Raw genomic sequence first — 22326 nt, 5'->3', positions numbered from 1 at the left:
CTATCTCTTCCATTAGACAATTTAGCACTCACAAGACAGGAGTGCTAACTATTCCAACTATTGAATTTAACAAATAACAATAAAAAATTGATTAAGATTACAGGTGATAATTATTTTGGACATTAGCACTAATGATTGTATCGGGAGATGAATTTAGACAACTCCCTTAAATCCCTTGGCATTGCTAACCCTAGCGGCTCCGGCTGGTTGGCGGTAGTATTTACTTTTATTTTGGCTTGGCTGGTTACATGGCGTTTAATTCCGACTATCCGTCAATTTGCTTTGCGGGTAGGTTGGGCTGATCAACCAAACGCCCGACGACTTAACCGAGAACCTTTACCTAATGCGGGAGGTTTGGCTATCTATGCCGGTGTTATTGCGGCTGTGGTCGTTGCTAGTCTGCTACGACCTATTGAACTTCAAGGTGTATTGGCTCAGGTACTAACAATTTTGCTGGGCGGTTCTATTCTCGTCTTGGTTGGCTTTATTGATGATCAATTTGGCTTACCTCCTTCTGTGCGTTTGTGGGCGCAAATGATCACAGCCCTTTTGTTGGTGGCTAATGGTATCAGTGTGAAAGTTACTTTTGGTACTCCTATTGACTCCTTGCTGTCAATGGCTTTAACAGTTTTATGGGTAGTGGGTATTACCAATGCTATTAACTTGATGGATGGGATGGATGGTTTAGCCGGCGGGATCAGTTTTATTACGGCCATGAGTTTGTTGGGAGTTTCTGCTCAGTTTGATAATCGAGCAGCAGCAACCCTGGTATTAGCTGCTTTGGGTGGTGCTGCACTGGGCTTTTTACGCCACAATTTTCATCCTTCACGGATCATTATGGGTGATGCGGGGGCGTATTTTTTCGGTTATGTTCTAGCTGCCACTAGCATTTTAGGCAAGTTGCAACAAAGTACAGTTTTTGCGCTGATACCAACGGTTTTATTTTTGATGTTGCCAGTTTTAGATACTACTCAGGTTTTTATTAGGCGACTTTTAGCCGGCAAAAACCCTTTGAGTACACCCGGTAAGGATCACCTACATCACCGCTTGCTGGACTGGGGTTTTTCCCAACGTCGGGCGGCTTTTACTTTGTGGTCTGTCACCTTGTTTTTTAATGTACTGGCTATGACGGTACAAGGTATGACTTTACCTGTGATCCTGGCTTCTGCTGCTAGTATTGTTCTGCTGTTAGGTGCTACAGTGTTACAAAGAATACATGGTAATTCGTAATTACAATAGGAGTCAGGAGTCAGGAGTCAGGAGTCAGAATGAAGATTTTTCTATTTCCTATTCCCTATTCCCTCTTAACTGTCACCTGTCACCTGTCACCTGTCACCTTCTTTACATAACCATCCCACCATCGACGTTAAAGACTTGACCTGTAATGTAAGCTGCGGCGGGATCAGCTGCTAAAAACCTCACCATACCAGCAATTTCTTCTGGTTCACCAAACCGCCCCAAGGGAATAAATTGTAATATGTTATCAGCTTTGATATCGCTGGTCATGTCAGTTTTGATAAAGCCTGGTGCTACGGCGTTAACGGTGATACCACGGGTAGCTAGTTCTTTGGCGACGGTTTTGGTAAAACCAATCACACCTGCTTTGGCGGCGCTGTAGTTTGCCTGTCCTGGATTGCCCATTTGTCCGGATACAGACGCAATGTTGATAATTCTGCCAGAACGTTGTTTGAGCATGATTTTACTGACGGTTTTTGTACATAAAAATACACCTGTTAAGTTGAGGTCTATAACAGCTTGCCAGTCTTCTAGTTTCATTCTTAATAACAATGTATCGCGGGTAATACCTGCATTGTTGACTAAGATATCAATGCGGTTAAATTTTTCTATGGTTGTGTTGATCAGTGTATCTACTTGATCTGCTTGGGAAACATCTGCTTGGAGGGCGATCGCTTCTCCTCCTGCTGCTGTAATTTCTGCTACTACTTGTTCTGCTGCGGTGCTGGAACTGGCGTAGTTGACTACAACTTTTGCGCCTTGGGATGCTAGTTGGAGAGCGATCGCACGTCCAATACCTCTGGATGCTCCTGTTACAATTGCGACTTGGTTTTGTAATAATGTCATTGAATTTTTCTCTGGGAAATACCGCGTTAATTATTTTATGGTGATTTGGGGATGATTTAAGTATTTAGTTTCCGATTCTCAGCCGTTGAGGTTAATAGGTCAAAAATTAATTGAACGCAGATAAACGCAGATAAACGCAGATAAAATTGTCGGAATCAGGATGTCCAGGATTATAGGATTAACAGGATGAAAATAGAGATTTCATCCTCTCTCAATTAACCATTATCCTAGTTATTTACCTTCCCCAAGATTGAGATATTCCCGAATATACTTAAATGGAAAAGGAATAACTGTACTTTGTCCAGTGCGAACAAAATCAACATCCATCGTCGGAAGGAGTTCTTTAAATATTAATTTTGATCCATTTACTGCTACTATTTGGCGTAAATGACAAGCATCTTTAAAGGAAAATTGTAACTGTTCTTTTCTGCTACCAACACAATAATAAGCCAGGTTTTCAGTTTGTTCAAAATATTTAATATTAAAATAAGGATCAAATAAATCATCTTTAGTTTGATTATCTTGGGGAAACTTTAACCTAATTTGATGCTTTTCTAAAAGGTAATCCCTAAAACTAATAGCTTCTTTGGTGATACTAACATTAATTTCTTTATCTTTCTGTTTCCTTTTTGTTCCTAAATATTGGCCAATTAAAGAATATAAATATGCTTTTGATATAGTTTCACTTCCTCTTTCCCTGAGTTCTTCTGAAAATAGATTAAACTTTTCCTGATCAAGTTCAGATGATACTTGTAAAAACTCCTCCACTATATCAGCTAAATCATTTGCAGTACGTTGATTTTCAAGAAGTTCACTTTCCAATTCATCCAGAATTTGTGCAATTTCAGGAAGATTAGGAAGAGAAATTTCATCAGTTCTAAATATCTGATTGATTTCACCAGTATCAGAGATAACTAATCCTTCCAAATTCCTAATTTTCTTGTTCTCTGCAGAATTGCTATCTATCATAAATTGTTTATATTTTTCAAATTCCTGCCAGTTCCATAGACTAATCTTTTCTTTTGTATGAAATGTAAACTCTCCATTTGGTTTAATTTTCATAAACACAACATGACTTTGTGCCTCATTTTCTTCTTGATCCCAAGCCGCAAAAGTCCAATCTCCTGTGGTGTTGAGTTTACACCAATCAAACAAAGTTATTTTTTCAGCACGAAGATCACGTTTGATAAGTAATTCTTTAATACTTGTTTTGACAATATTTTTCCATCCTTTTTCATCTGATTGTCTATAGGATTCTAGGGTAATATTTTGACGTTGTATTTGATGATCAGATTTTTTATATTGATCTGTGAGTTTATTTTCTTGGTAATAAGACTCATCATGAATAATTCTCAAATTTAAAGCGGGTTTTTTCTCTATTTTCCGAGAATCTGTAATCAACTTTTCATCAGTGATATAACAAGGATATAAAAACTGTTTTAACTGAGCTACTAATTCATGAGATTCTTCACTATCAACTTTATCTATTATATGTATTCTCTCCCCATCAAGTAATTCCTTAATTTTTTCAGAATCATTCATTAATCTTGTATCGAGTGGGATATCAATATCTATTTCACGACTACAAAATTCAACAGTCATGTATTTCGATAGGTTCTTTTCAATGTTATTCATTACATTGTGTAAAATACCCGCAGGGCTACCGTCAAAATCTCTACGACTACGAAAACTCAGAAAATCAACATGACGTTTCGTGCCTTTTTCACGACATTGGATATAAGATTTGTTCGGATCTGATTTTTCTTTAGGAGAAGAAGGAAGCCACCTTTTTAGAGACGGTGGGTTTGTACCATCATAAATAATATATTCTGGTCTTTTCAAAATTTTTGCTAGTTCCTCACCTTTATATTCGTTTAAAATTACTCCTTTTTTTCTATAGTTAGCAAAACTAACATTTAATAAAAACTCATCTTGTTCCGCAGGAATACGATCAATACTAATTTCAGCTACTGCAATTGATTTCAAAAGTCTCTCTGTAAATAAGGGAACTCTAAGTAATGATCCAGTAAGATTAGAGAAATGAAGATGCTTATGTTTTGAACGTGATGAACCTAAAGAATTAATCAATAAACGTGCAAGACTCGCTTCACATATACATTCATTATTTCCGCTATAAATTGCTTCTGGTTGTACCTCAATTGCTACTACTTTGGAAAATTGAGAGTCATTATATAGTCTATTTTTCAACTCGTCAATATTATTTGATTTTCTTTCAAACATAGCATAAGCAAATTGAGCATAGCCAACGGACATGGCTTGATAATCATCACCAATAATACGATCTAGTTCTTCTGCACCCCACCACTTTCCATCGTAGTCTCGTTTGAATCTAATAAATGCAAAATCTTGTTTGATAGCATCAATATGAAAAGTGATTTTTACACGATTTGTAAGAATATTCATTTTGAAAGCTCCTTGAAACTGTTGGATATAAATTCAATTGCTTGATTATCAACTTGATTATTTTTGCACAGATACGGTACTTCAATTATTTTTCCGTGATCTGAAATAATTGGTTTAAACTCTCTATCTGAACTACCAAGTATATTAATTATATAAACTCTTGCTGCTTTCACCTCCTGCATTTTTTTACGAATCTTATCAATTTGGGGATCAGATTCTACTATAACTGTATCTTTCCATAGTTTAAAGTCTATATAAATATTTGGCTTTATTTTAAAATCAAAACGTTCAAACTCCTTAGCATCCAATTCTGATAAAGAAATATTTAACCAGGTTTTCAAAATATGTTCACCACATACTTCCCCTAATGCACCTTTATAAATATTATTAAAAATTGGAGGTGTGATAATGAGTTCAGATTCAGGAAATTGCATTGCATAACCACAATTAATAAATAATTCCCTAAGAATATCTATTCTCATTAATTCTGTAAGACGAGCATCGTTTTCACCTACTGTTCTAACTTTTTTCTTGCCGTATTCATTATTAAAGAAAACCTCTATTTTTTTATAATCATTTTCCTGTGAAAAATAATAGGAATTACCAGGTTGAGGTAATTTAACATAAATATTATGCCATTTGTGATCACATTCAAATTCTTGAATAAGAGTAGGATGGTAAAGAACTTGCTGTCTTAACTCTTTCCATTCTTTTACACTTTGAGCATTCCATGTTTTCTCAAGTGTACTGATAATGTAAGCAGCACTGACTTCACTTCTATTGACAGCATCAATTTCTGCTGCTTTAATCTCTTGAGATTTTTCACTTGATGTAGCAGCTTTTTTCAAAAGAGCAGTATATTCACGCACTGGAATTACACCTTGAGGTAAAGAAAATTCTGCTAAATGTTTACTAATACCATCATCAGCCAAAATATGAATCGTGGGAAATTTCATATTAGTTCTACATATTCTCCCTATTGCTTGCATAATTACTTTATTCAGAAAATATGAATATCCTCGTGTATCATATAAGCTGATATCGCCCGGTTTTTTCTCATACTTACCTATTCCCACATATCTTTTAAAAGCCTCATTTAACTTAATATTGAATGTCATTCCTGAAAAGTCTCTATTTGCTCTTAGAAACTCTAATTGAAAAATGTATTTGATAAAATCAGAATCATTATTCTTGAATTGTTCGTTGTAAATATTAATAAGTAAATTCGTAGGGTTATCTAAATAAATACCATTAATATCTATATTTTCACTTTTTTCTCTGTTATTATTAATAGGTATTATTTTTGAAGCTAAATTAGCAGGAATAGGAAATTGTAAATTTTGCCCTACTCCTATAGTTTGGTATGCAGAGATAATAAAACGGCGTTTGTTATCTTTTAAATCCTTAGCAATTTTTTCTTTAGTCTCCTCAAAATTGTTGCTAGTTAGAGGAACTATAGTTTTTTCTATATAACTATCTTTTTGTTTTTCATCAAGTTCAGGATCTAGTATATATTTCGCGTACTTTTTCAGTGTCTTAATATTAAAAGTTGGATCATTATCCTTGGGAAGTTTATTGAAAAAGCAAAGAAAACTATGACATTCAGGATGTTCTATAAAATATTTCCATACAGTCAACGCTTTTACATAACGACAAAATGCAAATTCAATTTGCTTATTATTATCCTCTGTATCATTACCATTATTAGTGTTATCTTGAATCTCACGCAATAAGCCATTAACTACAGAATTAGCTAAGTCTTCATCGTCCAAAATTTCTTGAAGCTGTTTTATTGCATCCTTATGTGACTCTGTACGAATAAAGTGAGGTATTATCTCAACTTGATCATATCCCTGAGTTGCTTCATCATACTTATTTTCTAGCTCCTTAATTTCATCTGGTTCTAGTTGTTTAAATGAATCAGATAAGCGAGATTTTAAATACTTAATATCATAATTGCCAATATTAGTATCAAGTCCAGCAGTGGCAGAAATTCCTACTACCATCGCTTTAGAACAAACTTCCGCTAATAATGATTCTGGTGTATGATTAAAATTGAACATATATATCTTCGATAAGGTATCATGTTCATCACTATCAACTATGTCATAATAACGAAATCCCCGATCATAAAAACATTGAAGTTTGCTAATAGGTTTTTCTGATGCAAATTTGTATGGTAATTCGTCATTTAAAATATTATTGGTTAATAAATCTACGTCTTTCTCATCTTGGCAAAAATGATTAAGCACACTTTTTATAGCAAATTCAAAATCAAACTCAATACCTTTATTTTCCTTCTTTAACCACCGATAATTATCAGCTAAATTACTAACTCCTTTCTGAAAATATGTCAAGAAACCAGCTATTTCAGCCAGTAATGAATAAATATTGTAAATATTATCAGATTGTACTTCTGATGAATTTTCTTTAAAATCAACTGCTTTAATCCAATTCGTTCTTTTTCTTGAATCTTGATGAATTTCAATCCTTTTATTAAGGTCTATAACATTATGGAATTTGTAATCATAAAACAGAAAATTCCTTTTTCTAGTAAAAGATTTTGGATCAGATTTACAGATGTATTGTAATTTATATTTTTTGAATATTTCCTGAGCTTTTGTCTTTAAATCTTTTATTTGTTCTTTTGGTGATAACCAATTTTTACCTTGTGCTTGTTTTTTCTCCCAATGTTTTGAAGGTTTAGTTAAATCTTCAGAATCTGTGAGTTTTGCCAAATGATTATGAATACTTAAAAATAAATCAATAAAATCTATTTTTCTCTGTAACCCTGATTCAATAATCTTATCGAGAATACGTTCTTTAGTAGAATCAAATTCATCAATAAAAATAAGTGAATTTTTGAATTGACCTTGACTCAATCTTTCATAAAAGTAATAAGAAGGCTCAATTAATGTGGAATTTTTGACTATAAACTTATCCATACTCAAAAATAAAACAGTTTTCTCATCTGTAAACACTGCTGGATAAAGTTTACCAATCCATTGATAGTCTGTATTATTTTTGATAGCTTGTAATTTTGCTTCCTTGCTGGGGAATTTTTCTTTTAGTATTTTTTGTATATCTCCTCTAAATGCTCGTTCAATGTCTTTGCGAATTTTATCTTTAAAATTATCTTGAGCTTTTTTAGGAAGTTTGGGAATATTATATAATTCTATATAGTTCTTTAAATTTTTGTAGCTGTCTTTATTTTTAAACTCATCAGGAATTTCATCATCAATCTCAACTAAGTTCTTAATTACAGTCTCAGAATTAGAGTCTATAAACAGAACATATTGATCATAATCATCTTCATTACCATTTTTGATAAACATTTCCTTCAGCGTCTTAACTTCCAGATTTTTCTTGAGGTTGGTAAGAAAGATAATTTTTCTGTTGTTCTCAGCAAATTCTTGATAATTCTCATATATGAAATTAAACACATTGTAAGTTTTACCAAACCCTGTTGGCATACTTAACAGCAATAGTCCGTGATGGTTTTGACAGTATTTTTTTAAAATTTCTTGCATATCCCTGAGCAATGTGAGTATATTTTTAAACTTTATTTTGCTTTTAGGGATATTATCATAACTTTAGCTAAAATACAAACAGCATACATAATTTGTTACAAAGTTTGTTTACCCATTATCACTAAAATTTTATTTAGTATTATTAATGGGAAAGGAAAAACGTTCACAACAACGTTTAAAAAATTCCCAAGTGCAAATAATAAATGGCTTGTTAGGTACAATGTACACATTAGCTATACTCAATTTTATCCTGGGTAGCCTCTACATCATACAGAAAGAATTGAAAATAAATTCTTTTGCATACAGCAGTTTTCCGTATTCTGAGGTACAGATGTTAATGATAAAACCCTTGTGGAACAGGCATCCTGCCTGTTAACCTTGTACCTCATTTACCTCGAAACTGCTGTATCACCAAATTGAAAAAGTTAGAGAGTCTTTAAAATAGAATTGTCAAATTTAAAATACAGCAAATTGGCAGGAAATAGCTTCCAGACTTCTCAAAAAAGTTGCATATCTGGATATGACATTGTTGAGAGTCTGAGCAAGACTCCTGTACTAATAAAGCTTACCAAAAGTAACACTTAGTATTTTAATAGACGAATTTAAACAGATATTGCAGATTTTCTCTATCTAATGGAGGAATAAAGATACAGACAATAAATACTAAATAATTAAATATTCCGATCACCTGACGAACTTTAATACAATATTCCCCCGTTGATATCTGACAGCGGGGGCTTTTTTTATCAATTTTTTATCTAATGATACCAACAGATAATTTTCTCTAAAAATTTATCTGTCTAAAGGAGGACTTGATAAATAGCTAATAATTATTAAATATTAAATAGCCCGATTACCCTACCGGACTTTAGCTCCAAACCCCTTCTTGTTATTAACCGTTCAAGAGGGGGCTTTATTCAGATATCAATTGATAATTGATAATTGATAATTGATAATTGTTTGATTGCAGTTTAAAACCTATCCTTTCCAAGATAAGCAAGAAAAAACATATTTATAATTCTTTTCCTCCCAGGAAAAGGTAATTGTTGATTTTCCATTTTTTAACAGTTATAATTTATTAGTTGTAATTCAAGGATTACAATATTCACATAATCCCGGATCTGCAAACTTGTTCCCATCAGGATATAATTTTTTCTCGATGAAATTACATTTTCGACATTGATAAATTACAGCCTTAGTTAATAAAGTTGGTTGATGGCAACTTTCACAAGGTAAACCTTTGATTTTTTCTGTTATACTAAATCCAGGTGTAGAACATTGTGGACAACAACTATTAATTTTATTCAGCAAATCTTGGGTAGCTTTTTCGATATTTTTCATCCGCATTGGATTATAAAGCGCCCGCATATCAGTTTCTATATGTAAATTACCATCGGGGGAATTATTTAACGCGAAATTCACCGCTTTATGTAATTTTTCTCTTGTGGTTATACCTTTAATAATTTCAGGATTTTCAGGATTTGATTTTTCAAACCAAACCACTAAACCATGTTCAGGGAAACCGACTTTTTCAGCAAATTCTTCTGCTTGGGCTAAATTCTTAATAACTCGATGATTAAAGTTAGTTTCAGTAGAAAAAACCTCGCCAACAATTTCTAATTCTTTTTCTTGATCTAAAAAAACAATGATTTCTCTGTTAGCATAAATATAAGGAAAACTGGGATGAGGTGCAAAACTTCCTTCACTAGCAATAGCTATAGTTTCCCCTGTCATCTCAAGAGCTTTTTGGGCTTTTAATTTCGCGGTGGCAATTTGTGTATCTGGGCGTTTTATTTCTCTGGTAAATGTGCCAAAAACATCGGTGTTAAAATCCTGTGGTACAATAACTTTAATTCCTAATTCTTGTTGTAATAATGGGGCAATTACTTTTTCTTTATGGTGCATTGTTGCGATCACAGCCACACGGTTATTAAAGAGATTTTTCAATAATTGCGTTGTCATTACTGTTGAGACTCCCTGATACATAATATTACAGAAGATTGCAGATTAATCAGTTACAGAATCAAAGGTGAAACATAGACATAAAGAGAGAGGGCAACCACAGGGGGTTTGCCCCTACTGACTCCTGACTCTTGAATCTTACATTTTTATGGTGGGCATTGCCCACCTCAAAACTTAACTTTGCGCTTGGGGAACTTGATTATTTTGATTAACTTGATTCATTTCTGCCAACATTTTTTCTTTATTGCGTCTGCGAATTTTGGCATACATCTGAATACTAGCAGCCATGAAAATCACTAAACCAAAAATCAGCCAAGCAGTAATATCTGTGGGTAGATTATTCTTGAAAATAGCCAACATGACAATGACAACTAATAACAAAGTCGGTGCTTCATTTAAAGCCCTTAATTGTTGTCCACTCCACTTACATTCATCGGCGGCTAACTGTTTCATTAATCTACCACAATAATGATGATAGATTAATAAAATACCCACAAAGCCTAATTTAAAATGTAACCAAGTTTCTTTTAACAAGTCTGGGTTAGTGGAAAGAATACCAATGGCCATCGCTACGGTGACGATCATTCCGGGGATGGTGATAATATGGTAAAGACGTTTTTCCATCAGTTGATACTGATTTTTCAGTATCGTTTTTGCGGGTTCTGGTTCTTGGTTTGCTTCTACATGATAAATAAACAAACGCACCAGGTAAAATAACCCTGCAAACCAAACGACAAAACCAATAATGTGAAAGGCTTTAAACCACGAATAAGCCATGAATTGTCACCTACCTTAGTCAATTTACAGATGATTGTATTTACTCTTATTATCAGGTTACGGCAATAGTTGACAAGGTTGCAAATTATCGAAGTAATTGTTAACTACAGCAGGGAACAAGGAAGATGGAGATATGGGGAAGAAAATTTTAGATTTTTGATTGAAGTTGACAAAAACAATCTAAAATCCAAAATCCAAAATCCAAAATTGCATTACCTGTCACCTGTTGTTACAACGCACAAAGGGTAATAGGTCTTGTAAAATCACTTCATGATAATGTTCTTGGGGATAATGTCCCACATTATTTAACTTAATTATGTCCCCATCAGGAACATTTTTCACAAAACTTTCGGCTATATCTACAGATAACCAAGGGTCTATCATTCCCCATTGTACTAAAATTGGTTTTTGCCATTCTTTAAAACCTGGTTCTATTTCTTTCATTGCTGTTTCTAGTTGCAAATTTCTGATTGTTGATAGTAAAGCGCGACCAGATGCAGAAGTTTTCAAGAACGGTTTTCTATAAACATCTAAATCTTGATCTTCGATGCGGTAACGACATCCACCTTCTAAGGTTCTATCCACTAATAATGGATCTTGTGTCATCATTTCCCCTGCCAATGGTAAACCCATTTGTTGAATTTTCCAAGGTAATTTAGCAGATGTAGAAATGGGAGCATTTAAAATGACAATGTTGGCGATTTTTTCAGGATTTCTCAAAGCGTATTGTAAACCAACTGAGCCTAAAAATCCTTGCACAACTAAGGAAAATTTTTCTAATTCTATAGCTTGAATAAAGTCATCTAAAGCTTTGATAAATGCGTCGGGAGTGTAAGCAAAATCGCGTTTTTCTGGTTTTCCAGAAAATCCGTATCCTATCCAATCTGGTGCGATCGCTCTTGTTCCCTGTGCTGCCAAAGCTGGTAAAATATTGCGAAAGCTATAACTTTGGGAAACTATGCCGTGTAGTAATACTACTGGCAATAAATCACTTCTTCCAATGGGTTGGGCTTCCCGATAATACCATTCTAAGGAATTTACTGTTATTTTATGTTCTTGAATTGACACTTTATTTTCCGATCCTGAAAATGCAATGATATAGATCCCCGACTTCTAACATCAATTTATCATTTATTGTCAAGACTAAAAAAGAAGTAGGGGATGATTGACTTTTATTTGACAACCTGATAAAATAAGCAATCAAAAAATATCATAAAACAGTTAAATATTTTTTGTCTGAATCAGGATATCCAGGATTATAGGATTTTCAGGATGGGGTATTTTGTCTGAATCAGGATATCCAGGATTATAGGATTTACAGGATGTAGGAATTTGTCTGAATCAGGATGTCCAGGATTATAGGATTTTCAGGATGTAAGAATTTGTCTGAATCAGGATGTCCAGGATTATAGGATTTTCAGGATGTAGGAATTTGTCTGAATCAGGATGTCTAAGATTATAGGATTTTCAGGATGAAAAGAGATAAAAATAATTGAAAATCAAGTACCATCAAGTACCAGAGAATAGCTAATTTTTATTAATAGAACGCAGATAAACGCAGATAAACGCAGATGAACACAGATGAAATACAGATGAGTTGATTAATTTTATGATTATGTGCAGTTTAATATAAAATAGGTTGATTTTGCGAAAATATCCTATTTTTAATTTCTTCTATCCTGAAAATCCTTAAATCCTGGATATCCTGATTCAGACAATCTGCGTTTATCCGCGTTTATCTGCGTTCTTATCCTGAAAATCCTTAAATCCTGGATATTATCTGAACTTACTTCGACTTCGCTCAGTACAAGTCGCTCGATAACCACCTGATTCTGACATGGGAACGAGAAAAGCTAGTTTTACTCCTTGAACTCCTGACTCAAGAGGGCAACCACAGGGGGTTGCCCCTACGACTGACTCCTGCTGTAAAAGAAGATTGTTCTAGAATTACAATTAACTGTGTTCTCTAATTTAACCGAATCTGTGACTACTACTCCCCTTTCCCCCAACTTCTCACAAACCGCTGCTGTTCCCGATAGCTTAGGACGTTTTGGCCGCTTTGGTGGTAAATATGTTCCTGAAACTTTAATGCCGGCTTTAGCTGAACTAGAAACAGCTTATTACCAATACCGTAATGATCCTGATTTTCAAACCGAATTACAAGGTTTACTGCGAGATTACGTAGGACGCGCTACCCCTTTATACTTTGCTGAAAGACTCACCGCCCATTATGCCCGTCCCGATGGCACGGGAGCGCAAATTTACTTAAAACGTGAAGACTTAAATCATACAGGCGCTCATAAAATTAACAATGCCCTTGGTCAAGTTTTATTAGCCAAGCGCATGGGTAAACAGCGCATTATTGCTGAAACCGGTGCAGGACAACATGGAGTAGCTACAGCTACCGTTTGCGCTCGTTTTGGTTTGCAATGTATTATTTACATGGGTGTTCACGACATGGAACGCCAATCCTTAAATGTGTTTAGAATGCGCTTGATGGGGGCGGAAGTTCGTGGGGTGGCTGCCGGTACGGGAACTCTTAAAGATGCCACTTCTGAAGCCATCCGCGACTGGGTAACGAATGTAGAAACTACTCATTATATCCTGGGTTCTGTGGCTGGTCCCCATCCTTACCCGATGATAGTCCGGGATTTTCACGCGGTTATCGGCCAGGAAACCCGCGCTCAAGCAATGGAAAAATGGGGTGGTTTACCTGATATTCTCATGGCTTGTGTGGGTGGTGGTTCTAATGCAATGGGACTTTTTCACGAGTTTGTTAAAGAACCATCGGTGCGGTTAATAGGTGTAGAAGCTGCTGGTGAAGGTGTGAACACTGGCAAACACGCCGCCACCTTGACAAAAGGACAAGTTGGTGTATTGCATGGGGCAATGAGTTATCTGTTACAGGATAACGATGGACAGGTGATTGAACCCCATTCTATTAGTGCTGGTTTGGATTATCCTGGTGTTGGTCCAGAACACAGCTATATGAAGGATATTGGCAGGGCTGAATATTACAGTGTTACCGATGCTGAAGCTTTAGAGGCATTTCAACGCCTATCGAGATTAGAAGGAATTATACCTGCTTTAGAAACTTCTCATGCGATCGCCTATTTAGAAACTTTATGTCCACAACTTACAGGCAGTCCCCGGATTGTGATTAACTGTTCTGGTAGAGGTGATAAGGATGTGCAAACAGCAGCCAAGTTCTTAATTCAGGGTTGATAATTAATCATGTTGAGAAATACTATTTCAGCTATTGGTGCAGGTTTCTTAGTTTTAGTCAGTGGTGGGATGGCTAGTTCTACTCCCAGTCAATCTTTTGTATTCAATGACAACTACAAAGTAGCACAAACTAATGTTAATAATGCTGCCATAGAAGCTGCGGTTTTCCAACAAATAAACCAGTACCGATCCTCCCAAAATTTACCCCCACTGACTCGTAATTCTCGTATTGATGAACAAGCTAGAATTCACAGTCAAAACATGGCTAGTGGTAAAGTTCCCTTTAGTCATGATGGATTTCAAGCACGAGTCAGAGCAATTGGTATTCCTTTCAGTCGAGTTGCGGAAAATGTGGCTTACAACCAAGGTTCTAGAGATCCCGCAACCACCGCTGTACAAGGTTGGCTAAAGAGTTCAGGACATTTAGCTAACATTAGAGGTAATTATAACCTCACAGGAATTGGTGTGGCGAGTAATAGCAAAGGACAAATTTTTTTCACCCAAATTTTCCTCACATCAAGATAAATTTTCGTGACTGATTGGTGATTGGTAATTGGTGATTGGTAATTGGTGATTGGTGATTGGTGATTGGTAATTATTTGGTTTCGTAATCCCAATAATCTCAGTTGTCAATTATCAATTATCAATTATCAATTATTCTTGCATCTGTCAGTGGATACTATTTTTTATATATTTTTTTGACTAAAAATGTAGTGACAATAACACTTTATGAGGTGAAGCATCTACCATAGGCATATACTGGATACTGGATTTTTTAAAGTTATTAAATTTGCAGACTTTTAAAAAAGAAAATGTCATTTTCAGGAAAGTGAACTCAAAAATATGAATTATAGAAGGTAACAGAAAATGGGTAATAGGAAATGGGTAATAGGTAATATTCTCCTGACTCCTGACTCCTGACTCCTGACTCCTGACTCCTGACTCCTTGAACTCCTGACTCCTGACTCCTGACTCCTACTGTAATTCTTCAGTTCACAAATACTTGACAGTATCCTGGTACTTATTCTGTAGATCAGAAGATAGAGTATATGTCTGATAAATCCATACACTACCTAATTCTCTATGTTCCGACAAACTGCTTTTGGCATGGCTTTAAGTACGCTTGTCCTTGCTAGTGGATTGATGACTGATCCTGTTCCCAGCAATAATTCTGCTAAAAAAATCACTCACACTCAGTCATTTAATACTTCTAGTCAGGCGGCTATTTTGAATCTTGGTTCTGAAAATACTACTTTAGAAAAATTAGTTTTTGAGCAAATTAATCAATATCGTGTTTCTCAAGGATTATCAAAGCTCACCTTAAATGCAAGTATCACTCAGCAAGCAAGAATTCACAGTCAGAACATGGCTAATGGTATAGTGAAATTTAGTCATCATGGATTAGAACAACGAGTTAAAGCCATTCCTCTTAAATATGACAATGCAGCCGAAAATGTGGCTTTCAACGTGGGATATAGTGATCCAGCAAAGCAAGCTGTGATTGGTTGGCTCAACAGTCCTGGACATTTGAAGAATATTCAAGGAAATTTTAAATTGACAGGGGTGGGAGTGGCGACTAATGCCAAAGGTGAAGTTTATCTCACACAAATATTTATCAATACCAAATAGATTCTCTTACTGATTTTTTGCACAATTTGCATAATAATAAATTAGTGTCTGATCCAGTAATTTAACTGATAGACACTATCATTCATTTGGGAACGATTGATGAGATTAGATGATTTTCGGGTTAGTGACGGTGATATAGATGCTGCTACCCTCTCGGAGTATTTAAAATCTGAAGCTCTGGCTGTGGACACGGAAACAATGGGATTATTACCACAACGCGATCGCTTGTGTCTCGTTCAGTTGTGCAACCCAGAAGGAAAAGTCACCGCTATCCGCATTGCTAAAGCACAAACAGAAGCTCCCAACTTAAAACAACTGTTGGAAGCAACTCATATCCTCAAAGTATTTCACTTTGCGCGGTTTGACATTGCTACTTTACGTTACAATCTCAACATTCAGGTTCAGCCTGTTTTTTGTACTAAAATTGCCAGTAAGTTAGCCCGCACCTACACTAACCGTCATGGTTTAAAAGATGTAGTACAGGAATTAGAACAAGTAGAACTAGACAAAAGCTCTCAAAGTTCTGATTGGGGGAATGCTGCTAATTTATCTGAGGCTCAATTAAGTTACGCTGCTAATGATGTACGCTACTTATTGAGCATTCAACAAAAACTAACGCAAATGCTACAACGAGAAGAACGTTTGCAACTAGCACAAGAATGTTTCCAAGTTCTACCAACATTGGTTTCTTTGGATTTATTACAATTCAAAGATTTATTTGAACATTAAGAGTAATTCGTAATTCGTAATTCGTAATTACCAATTACTACCCAATCACCAATCACCAATCACCAGTCACCAGTCACCAATCACTTCTGTTGATTTTTCAAATGATTTTGAATGCGAGAGACAATATTGTAATCATCTGCACCTGCGGGAGTTCTTGATTCAATGATACCTTCTGTTGGTCCACCAATTGCTTTCCATGCTCCCAAACCACCTTTTAATTCTGATACCTGTAAAAATCCCGCAGCACGCAATTTTTGGGCAGCTTGAGCAGTTTGTCCCTCATCAGTGCCGTAAACGTAAATATCACGGCTTTTTTGCAAAGAAATTTCTGCACGATCTGTTAGTTCATCTATAGGCATAGGCATTGCCCCCATAATATGACCTTGGTTATAGGTTGAGCGATCGCGGACATCCAAAATTGTAAATGCTGGTTCGCCCCATTCTAAACGAGACTTAACTACATGAACATCCGATTCTACTTCTATGGGTGGCTGTTGAGGAATAATCCCACCCATCAAATTATTAGTCATAAGTTTTATCCGTTTTAACCTATTCAATTTCAATCAACTTAGTCAACAATAAATTAACAAACAAAGTCTAGTGAATTTGTCTGGCTTGAGTATGAAAATATAAAAATTTTCCTGAATAAATCCTGAATAAATCTTGTAAAAATCTATCTTTAGATATATTCAATTCCTCATATTGTCATCAGTAATATTTCAGTACAGATACTTCGGTATAACACCACAATTGATTTATATTTTATACAATTTTTTTTTCAAAAAATACCAAAATCATACATTACCGATACATTTTATAAGGATTATTATAAAGTTTGCATAAACTTCAGGAAAAATTCAGTGTATACAAGGACTAAAGCATTTTTCCTACTTATTTCCTACTTATTTATTTAGCCAGGAGCTAAGATATTCCTTAAACACAACATCTGAAAGCATCTGTCGCCACAGAAAATCGCCAAATCAATCAATAAACTGCATTGGACTATGGATAAGCTTGACACGAATATTCCCAAGATTATGATTGTAGATGACGATTTCAGTGTGAGAAATCTCGTCTACCGTTTTTTGAGTCGAAAATACCAAATAGAATCGGCCTCAGATGGTAAAAGTGCTATGGCATTATTTGATCAATTCAATCCAGCCTTGGTAATTCTGGATTGGAATTTGCCAGATGCCAATGGCTATAAACTTTGTCAAGAAATGCAAAGCCGCACCAATGTTTTAGTTTTGATACTCACTAGCCGGAATGATGAAGCTGATAAAATTAAAATTCTGGCCGCAGGTGCAGATGATTTCATGACTAAGCCATTTAGCCTAGCAGAAGTGGAAGTCAGAGTTGAAGCACTTTTAAGACGCATTCGTTATATCCATCCTCATCAATCACAACGTCTTGTTTTTCAGCAATTAGCAATTAACCCAGAAGGTAGAGAGGTAAAATTGAATGATAAACCTTTAGCTTTAACGGCTTTAGAGTTTAATATTTTACATTTTTTAGCTAGTCATCCAGGACAAGCTTGGAGTCGTCCCCAACTAATTCAGAAAATTTGGGGTTGTGACTATGTAGGAGATGGAAGGGTTGTAGATGTCCATATTGGTCAATTACGTAAAAAAATGGAAGTTGATTCGAGTACACCAGAGTTTATCAAAACGGTACGCGGCTATGGTTATAAGTTTGAACCACCAGAAGGTAACAAAGTTTAACCTCTCCGTAAGTATTCAGCTATCAGTAATCAGTAATCAGCCAATAGCCAGGATTCAGACGTTTTAATTTTAGGAATGTTATCTGCATCTGCTTTTTTTCATTCTTTGTATTTCAATCTTTCAGGTACTGACGGAAACCGATGACTGAATGCTGAATGCTGACACTCCAGAGCAAAAACAAATCATTAAAATATTGGTGCGTTTATCAATTAACAATCTGGTTGTACATCTGAATTTACTAAGGATTTTTATTGGGGCTTGATCACACATTTAGCATGAGTGGGAATTATTAAAGCTAAAGTCGGTCAGGGAATTTGTATCTACTCAAGCCTCAGAGCAATTTTAGATTTTAGATTTTGGATTTTGGATTTTGGATTTTAGATTTTGAAGATTTTTAAAATTTCCGCTAATAAGTTATTCTAGAACTATAAAATCTAAATTGACTATATACTATATATTCTTATCAATATAGATGCCATTAAAGAAAGTAATGAAAATCACAGTTATGACTTTTAACCTCCGCTGCGATAAACCAGATCCGGGGGTACGTCAGTGGGAAAAGCGTGTAGGTGCGATCGCTTCTGTTATTCAACATTATCAACCAGATTTAGTCGGTACACAGGAAGGTAAACCCCATCAACTGAAGGACTTACAAGCACTTTTACCAGAATATAAATTTGTTGGTGGCGATCGCTCTGGTACAGGAGAAGATGAACACTGTGCAATTTTCTATAAACCTGAACTTTTAAAACTGCAACAAACTCAAGATTTTTACCTCAGTGATACTCCAGAAATTCCTGGTAGTATTACTTGGGGAACTCGTTTACCAAGAATGGCAACTTGGGCTAATTTTACATTTGGTAATCCTGGTATTTCCCTAACTATTGTTAATACTCATTTAGATCATGAAATTGCTAAAGCGAGGGAGTTAGGCGCAGGTTTGCTGAGTCTACTTTTAATGGAATTTCCTGCTGAAAATTATTTACTGTTAACAGGAGATTTTAACGCCAATTCCAGAACTTTAGAAAGAATAATTTTAGCTGATAATTTTAGAATACAAGATACTTTAGCAAATCTGCCGTTAGCAGAACAAAAAACTTTTCATGATTTTACTGGTGAACCTGTGGATGCTAGAGATACAATTTATGGCGATCGCCGTTTTCACATTGAACAAGTAATTATTGACAATAAACAATGGGAAGGTATTTGGCCTTCTGATCATTTTCCGGTGATTGTGAAATTAAGCATCAGGAATAGGGAATAGTAATCGAAAATTAAGCATATTTAACGGATACTGCTAAATGTAATCCCAAAGCATCCAATAAGGTACTTAAACTATAAAATTCAATTTCTCCTTGCTCAGATAATTTCTGGGCTAGGTTCTCATAACATTGCTGTATAGGTGTTGATAGTTTTTCAATTCCACCTTGAGCTTCAATTATATTTTTAAGTGCCTTATTTAACATTTTAGGATCGCCTTCTTCTAAAACAACTTCAATATAAGCTGCTGCTTCCAGTGGATCTTTTAAGTCTTGGATTAGTTTTTCATGGTAGCTAGTGCTTTTAGACATCCTTTTCCTCTCCGCGTCTCTGCGCCTCTGCGTGAGGTAAACTTTGCCTTTGCTTCACCAACTCCACCGCTAACTGAATCGCTGCTTTCATACTTGTTGCATCAGCAATACCTTTTCCGGCAATATCAAACGCAGTTCCATGATCTGGGGAAGTTCTCACAAACGGTAAACCAATAGTAGTATTTACCGCCCGATCAAAAGCCATTAATTTTACCGGAATTAAACCTTGATCATGATAAAGTGCTAAATAAGCATCCGCAATGTTTTTAACATTAGAATCACTATACCAAGCCTGACCCGGTTTAACCCACATTGTATCTGGTGGTATGGGTCCTTCTAGTTGTAAATGGGGTCGTTTTTCTCTTTCTGCTTTTAACCAAGGGATTAACCAATCTATTTCTTCTGTTCCTAATTGTCCCATTTCTCCACTGTGGGGATTTAAACCAGCGATCGCAATTCTCCCATTTTTAATCCCAAAATCTCTTTCTAAACATTCTTCTAATAAATCTAATTTTTTTGTTAATAATTCCGGTGTTAAAGCTTGGGATACTTGACATAAAGGAATATGTGTGGTAGCAAGTAAAGCCCGCAAAGTCCAACCAGTAAAAGGCGATCGCCCGACAAACAACATTCCAAAACGCTCTACACCTGCTTTCTCGGCTAAAAGTTCCGTTTGTCCCGGATAATCAAAACCAGCCGCTTTCCAAGCTGATTTAGCGATAGGTGCTGTGACAATACCATCAAAATCACCAGCTAAAGTTTGAGCGATCGCATATTCCATATAGGCAAAACTCGCCGCACCACTAGCCGCATTACCCACCCCGGTAATAATTTCACCTGAGTTTGGTACATCAACATCAATGACATTTAACTCATCTGGATTTGCCAAAGCTAGTAAATTATCAGTATTATCTGTCAAACTTTTATAAGTTTTAGTGAGTAAATCCCGATTACCCACAACGACAACATAACAGTTTTGGCTCACTTCTGAATCAGCCAAAGCCTTTAAAATTACTTCTGAGCCAATTCCTGCGGGATCTCCTAGTGTGATTGCCAAACGTGGACGTTGATTAGTCATTGGTGATTGGTGATTGGTGATTGGTGATTGGTGATTGGTGATTGGTGATTGGTGATTGGTGATTGGTGATTGGTGATTGGTGATTGGTGATTGGTGATTGGGAAAATAGCTTTCTTACCTGGAAGCTACCCAGTCCCGATTTCAATTAGTTGCTAAACTATTTTAGAATTATTTACAAAGGTCTAAACCCAAAAGTCTAAACCTCAAGGTAGTTGAAGACCTGGTTTACCCTATAATCAACCATTCACTTCACAAAGGAGAATCACAGCAAATGGGCGGCGAAATCTTAAATGCAGCTATGTTATCTTTCGGCTTAATCTTCGTAGGTTGGGGTATCGGCGCTTTATTGCTGAAAATTCAAGGCGCTGAAGAATAAGCATGGGGCATGGGGCATGGGGCATTGGGTTATTAATCTTCCCCTACTTCCCTGTTCCCTGTTCCCTGTTCCCTGTTCCCTGTTCCCTCTCTTCTGAAAAAAATGTAAAGTTTTATTTGCATAACTAAATTCTGTTAAGATTTTTATCATAAAACATTAAAATATATAACGACCCTCATGACATTATTAATTGTCGGTGCTACTGGCACATTAGGAAGACAAGTAGCTCGTCGTGCTATTGACGAGGGGTACAAAGTACGCTGCTTAGTTCGCAGTACCAAAAAAGCTGCATTTCTCAAAGAGTGGGGTGCAGAACTGGTGAAAGGCGACTTGTGCTATCCCGGAACCCTGGTAGGAGCATTAGAAGGTGTAAACGAAGTCATTGATGCTTCCACATCTCGCGCTACAGATTCATTAACAATTAAACAGGTAGATTGGGAAGGTAAGGTAGCATTAATTCAAGCTGCAAAAGCTGCGGGTGTAGAGCATTTTATCTTTTTCTCTATTCTTGATGCTGATAAATATCCCAATGTACCGCTAATGGAAATCAAGCGATGTACAGAATTATTTTTAGCTGAATCTGGCTTAAATTACACTATTTTAAGATTAGCTGGGTTTATGCAAGGCTTAATTGGTCAATATGGCATACCCATTTTGGAAAATCAGCCGGTGTGGGTGACAGGTTCATCTTCCCCGGTAGCTTATATGGATACTCAAGATATTGCTAAATTTGCGATTCGGGCATTGAGTGTACCAGAAACCCAAAAACAAACTTTCCCTGTGGTGGGTACTCGTGCTTGGAGTGCAGAAGAAATAATAAATATTTGTGAACGTTTATCAGGAAAAGATGCCAGAGTCACACGGATGCCTATTGGCTTGTTACGTGGTGTTCAAAGCTTACTGCGGTTTTTCCAATGGGGATGGAATGTAGCTGATAGACTGGCTTTTTCAGAAGTATTAGCCAGTGGTAAACCCTTAAATGCGCCAATGGATGAAGTATATACAGTATTTGGCTTGGAGCAACAACAGACAGCCACAGTAGAAACTTACTTGCAAGAGTATTTCAGCCGGATTATGAAAAAGCTGAAAGAGCTAGACTACGAGAAAACCAAGAGCAAAAAGAAAAAAGATAAAAAAACGCCTTTTAAACAGTCATCAAAAGCTAATAGTCAATAAAATCCCAGATGTTGATTACAATATCCCAAAATATGTAACCATTACT

At 35.8% G+C, this 22326-nt stretch carries 18 protein-coding genes; 9 read left to right on the top strand and 9 right to left on the bottom strand.

Annotated elements, in window-relative coordinates; translation table 11 throughout:
• Nucleotides 1–147 precede the first annotated feature (147 nt).
• Entirely contained in the window at nucleotides 148–1230 is a 1083-nt protein-coding gene (locus IQ237_RS14250) for an MraY family glycosyltransferase (protein WP_194056223.1), read from the top strand.
• Nucleotides 1231–1341: 111 nt separating this feature from the next.
• Here IQ237_RS14250 and fabG read toward each other — a convergent pair whose 3' ends face one another.
• From fabG to IQ237_RS14220, 6 genes are all read right to left on the bottom strand, one after another.
• Nucleotides 1342–2082: a 3-oxoacyl-[acyl-carrier-protein] reductase gene (fabG, locus tag IQ237_RS14245; RefSeq protein WP_194056221.1), complete on the bottom strand. Its 741-nt coding sequence runs from the start codon at nucleotides 2080–2082 to the stop codon at nucleotides 1342–1344.
• 231 nt (nucleotides 2083–2313) lie between these two features.
• Nucleotides 2314–4506, bottom strand: coding sequence for a hypothetical protein (locus IQ237_RS14240; protein ID WP_194056219.1), 2193 nt, complete (start codon nucleotides 4504–4506; stop codon nucleotides 2314–2316).
• The gene (locus IQ237_RS14235; protein WP_194056218.1) at nucleotides 4503–8036 is read right to left on the bottom strand and encodes a hypothetical protein; all 3534 of its coding nucleotides are present in this window, start codon (nucleotides 8034–8036) and stop codon (nucleotides 4503–4505) included. Before IQ237_RS14235 ends, IQ237_RS14240 begins: the two co-directional genes overlap by 4 nt.
• A 1089-nt stretch (nucleotides 8037–9125) precedes the next feature.
• Nucleotides 9126–9998, bottom strand: a complete 873-nt coding sequence (locus IQ237_RS14230; RefSeq protein WP_194056216.1) for a DUF6671 family protein — start codon at nucleotides 9996–9998, stop codon at nucleotides 9126–9128.
• A 174-nt stretch (nucleotides 9999–10172) separates the two neighbouring features.
• Nucleotides 10173–10775: a protoporphyrinogen oxidase HemJ gene (hemJ, locus tag IQ237_RS14225; RefSeq protein WP_194056214.1), complete on the bottom strand. Its 603-nt coding sequence runs from the start codon at nucleotides 10773–10775 to the stop codon at nucleotides 10173–10175.
• Between the two features lie 219 nt (nucleotides 10776–10994).
• A complete protein-coding gene (locus IQ237_RS14220) occupies nucleotides 10995–11843 on the bottom strand; it encodes an alpha/beta fold hydrolase (RefSeq protein ID WP_194056212.1) in 849 nt (282 codons plus the stop codon).
• Nucleotides 11844–12758: 915 nt separating this feature from the next.
• Between IQ237_RS14220 and trpB the strand changes: the two genes are divergently transcribed.
• From trpB to IQ237_RS14200, 4 genes are all read left to right on the top strand, one after another.
• Entirely contained in the window at nucleotides 12759–14000 is a 1242-nt protein-coding gene (gene trpB / locus IQ237_RS14215; protein WP_194056307.1) for a tryptophan synthase subunit beta, read from the top strand.
• A gap of 9 nt (nucleotides 14001–14009) precedes the next feature.
• Nucleotides 14010–14525 carry a CAP domain-containing protein gene (locus IQ237_RS14210; RefSeq protein ID WP_194056210.1) on the top strand — a complete coding sequence of 172 codons (516 nt, stop codon included), beginning with the start codon at nucleotides 14010–14012 and terminating at the stop codon, nucleotides 14523–14525.
• A 558-nt stretch (nucleotides 14526–15083) separates the two neighbouring features.
• On the top strand, nucleotides 15084–15629 hold the full coding sequence (locus IQ237_RS14205; protein ID WP_194056208.1) for a CAP domain-containing protein: 546 nt from the start codon (nucleotides 15084–15086) through the stop codon (nucleotides 15627–15629).
• 99 nt (nucleotides 15630–15728) lie between these two features.
• Complete coding sequence (locus tag IQ237_RS14200; RefSeq protein WP_194056206.1) at nucleotides 15729–16358, top strand: ribonuclease H-like domain-containing protein; 630 nt, start codon at nucleotides 15729–15731, stop codon at nucleotides 16356–16358.
• Between the two features lie 80 nt (nucleotides 16359–16438).
• On the opposite strand, the gene IQ237_RS14195 is transcribed toward IQ237_RS14200, so the two are convergent.
• Nucleotides 16439–16888, bottom strand: a complete 450-nt coding sequence (locus tag IQ237_RS14195) for a rhodanese-like domain-containing protein (protein ID WP_194056204.1) — start codon at nucleotides 16886–16888, stop codon at nucleotides 16439–16441.
• Between the two features lie 474 nt (nucleotides 16889–17362).
• On the opposite strand from IQ237_RS14195, the gene IQ237_RS14190 reads away from it, so the two are divergent.
• Together IQ237_RS14190 and IQ237_RS14185 are read left to right on the top strand one after the other, a co-directional pair.
• Nucleotides 17363–18079, top strand: coding sequence for a response regulator transcription factor (locus tag IQ237_RS14190; protein ID WP_194056202.1), 717 nt, complete (start codon nucleotides 17363–17365; stop codon nucleotides 18077–18079).
• 490 nt (nucleotides 18080–18569) lie between these two features.
• Entirely contained in the window at nucleotides 18570–19343 is a 774-nt protein-coding gene (locus IQ237_RS14185; protein ID WP_194056200.1) for an endonuclease/exonuclease/phosphatase family protein, read from the top strand.
• Between the two features lie 10 nt (nucleotides 19344–19353).
• On the opposite strand, the gene IQ237_RS14180 is transcribed toward IQ237_RS14185, so the two are convergent.
• Nucleotides 19354–19650: a DNA-binding protein gene (locus IQ237_RS14180; protein ID WP_194056198.1), complete on the bottom strand. Its 297-nt coding sequence runs from the start codon at nucleotides 19648–19650 to the stop codon at nucleotides 19354–19356.
• On the bottom strand, nucleotides 19643–20728 hold the full coding sequence (gene pdxA / locus IQ237_RS14175; protein WP_194056305.1) for a 4-hydroxythreonine-4-phosphate dehydrogenase PdxA: 1086 nt from the start codon (nucleotides 20726–20728) through the stop codon (nucleotides 19643–19645). The genes IQ237_RS14180 and pdxA overlap by 8 nt, the downstream gene beginning before the upstream one ends.
• A 271-nt stretch (nucleotides 20729–20999) precedes the next feature.
• Here pdxA and IQ237_RS14170 point away from each other — a divergent pair, with 271 nt between their 5' ends.
• Both IQ237_RS14170 and IQ237_RS14165 read left to right on the top strand, forming a co-directional pair.
• Entirely contained in the window at nucleotides 21000–21104 is a 105-nt protein-coding gene (locus IQ237_RS14170; RefSeq protein ID WP_194056196.1) for a PetM family cytochrome b6-f complex subunit 7, read from the top strand.
• 177 nt (nucleotides 21105–21281) lie between these two features.
• Complete coding sequence (locus IQ237_RS14165; protein ID WP_194056194.1) at nucleotides 21282–22280, top strand: SDR family oxidoreductase; 999 nt, start codon at nucleotides 21282–21284, stop codon at nucleotides 22278–22280.
• Nucleotides 22281–22326: the final 46 nt, after the last annotated feature.

The sequence above is a fragment of the Sphaerospermopsis sp. LEGE 08334 genome, from assembly GCF_015207205.1.
In the GTDB taxonomy this organism is placed as follows: domain Bacteria; phylum Cyanobacteriota; class Cyanobacteriia; order Cyanobacteriales; family Nostocaceae; genus Sphaerospermopsis.
This window is presented reverse-complemented; position numbering and strand designations above follow the sequence as displayed.

Coding starts and splice junctions, on each gene's coding strand:
- IQ237_RS14250 (WP_194056223.1), top strand. CDS start 148: ATGAATTTAGACAACTCCCTTAAATCCCTTGGCATTGCTAACCCTAGC.
- fabG (WP_194056221.1), bottom strand. CDS start 2,082: ATGACATTATTACAAAACCAAGTCGCAATTGTAACAGGAGCATCCAGA.
- IQ237_RS14240 (WP_194056219.1), bottom strand. CDS start 4,506: ATGAATATTCTTACAAATCGTGTAAAAATCACTTTTCATATTGATGCT.
- IQ237_RS14235 (WP_194056218.1), bottom strand. CDS start 8,036: ATGCAAGAAATTTTAAAAAAATACTGTCAAAACCATCACGGACTATTG.
- IQ237_RS14230 (WP_194056216.1), bottom strand. CDS start 9,998: ATGACAACGCAATTATTGAAAAATCTCTTTAATAACCGTGTGGCTGTG.
- hemJ (WP_194056214.1), bottom strand. CDS start 10,775: ATGGCTTATTCGTGGTTTAAAGCCTTTCACATTATTGGTTTTGTCGTT.
- IQ237_RS14210 (WP_194056210.1), top strand. CDS start 14,010: ATGTTGAGAAATACTATTTCAGCTATTGGTGCAGGTTTCTTAGTTTTA.
- IQ237_RS14205 (WP_194056208.1), top strand. CDS start 15,084: ATGTTCCGACAAACTGCTTTTGGCATGGCTTTAAGTACGCTTGTCCTT.
- IQ237_RS14200 (WP_194056206.1), top strand. CDS start 15,729: ATGAGATTAGATGATTTTCGGGTTAGTGACGGTGATATAGATGCTGCT.
- IQ237_RS14195 (WP_194056204.1), bottom strand. CDS start 16,888: ATGACTAATAATTTGATGGGTGGGATTATTCCTCAACAGCCACCCATA.
- IQ237_RS14190 (WP_194056202.1), top strand. CDS start 17,363: ATGGATAAGCTTGACACGAATATTCCCAAGATTATGATTGTAGATGAC.
- IQ237_RS14185 (WP_194056200.1), top strand. CDS start 18,570: ATGAAAATCACAGTTATGACTTTTAACCTCCGCTGCGATAAACCAGAT.
- IQ237_RS14180 (WP_194056198.1), bottom strand. CDS start 19,650: ATGTCTAAAAGCACTAGCTACCATGAAAAACTAATCCAAGACTTAAAA.
- pdxA (WP_194056305.1), bottom strand. CDS start 20,728: ATGACTAATCAACGTCCACGTTTGGCAATCACACTAGGAGATCCCGCA.
- IQ237_RS14170 (WP_194056196.1), top strand. CDS start 21,000: ATGGGCGGCGAAATCTTAAATGCAGCTATGTTATCTTTCGGCTTAATC.
- IQ237_RS14165 (WP_194056194.1), top strand. CDS start 21,282: ATGACATTATTAATTGTCGGTGCTACTGGCACATTAGGAAGACAAGTA.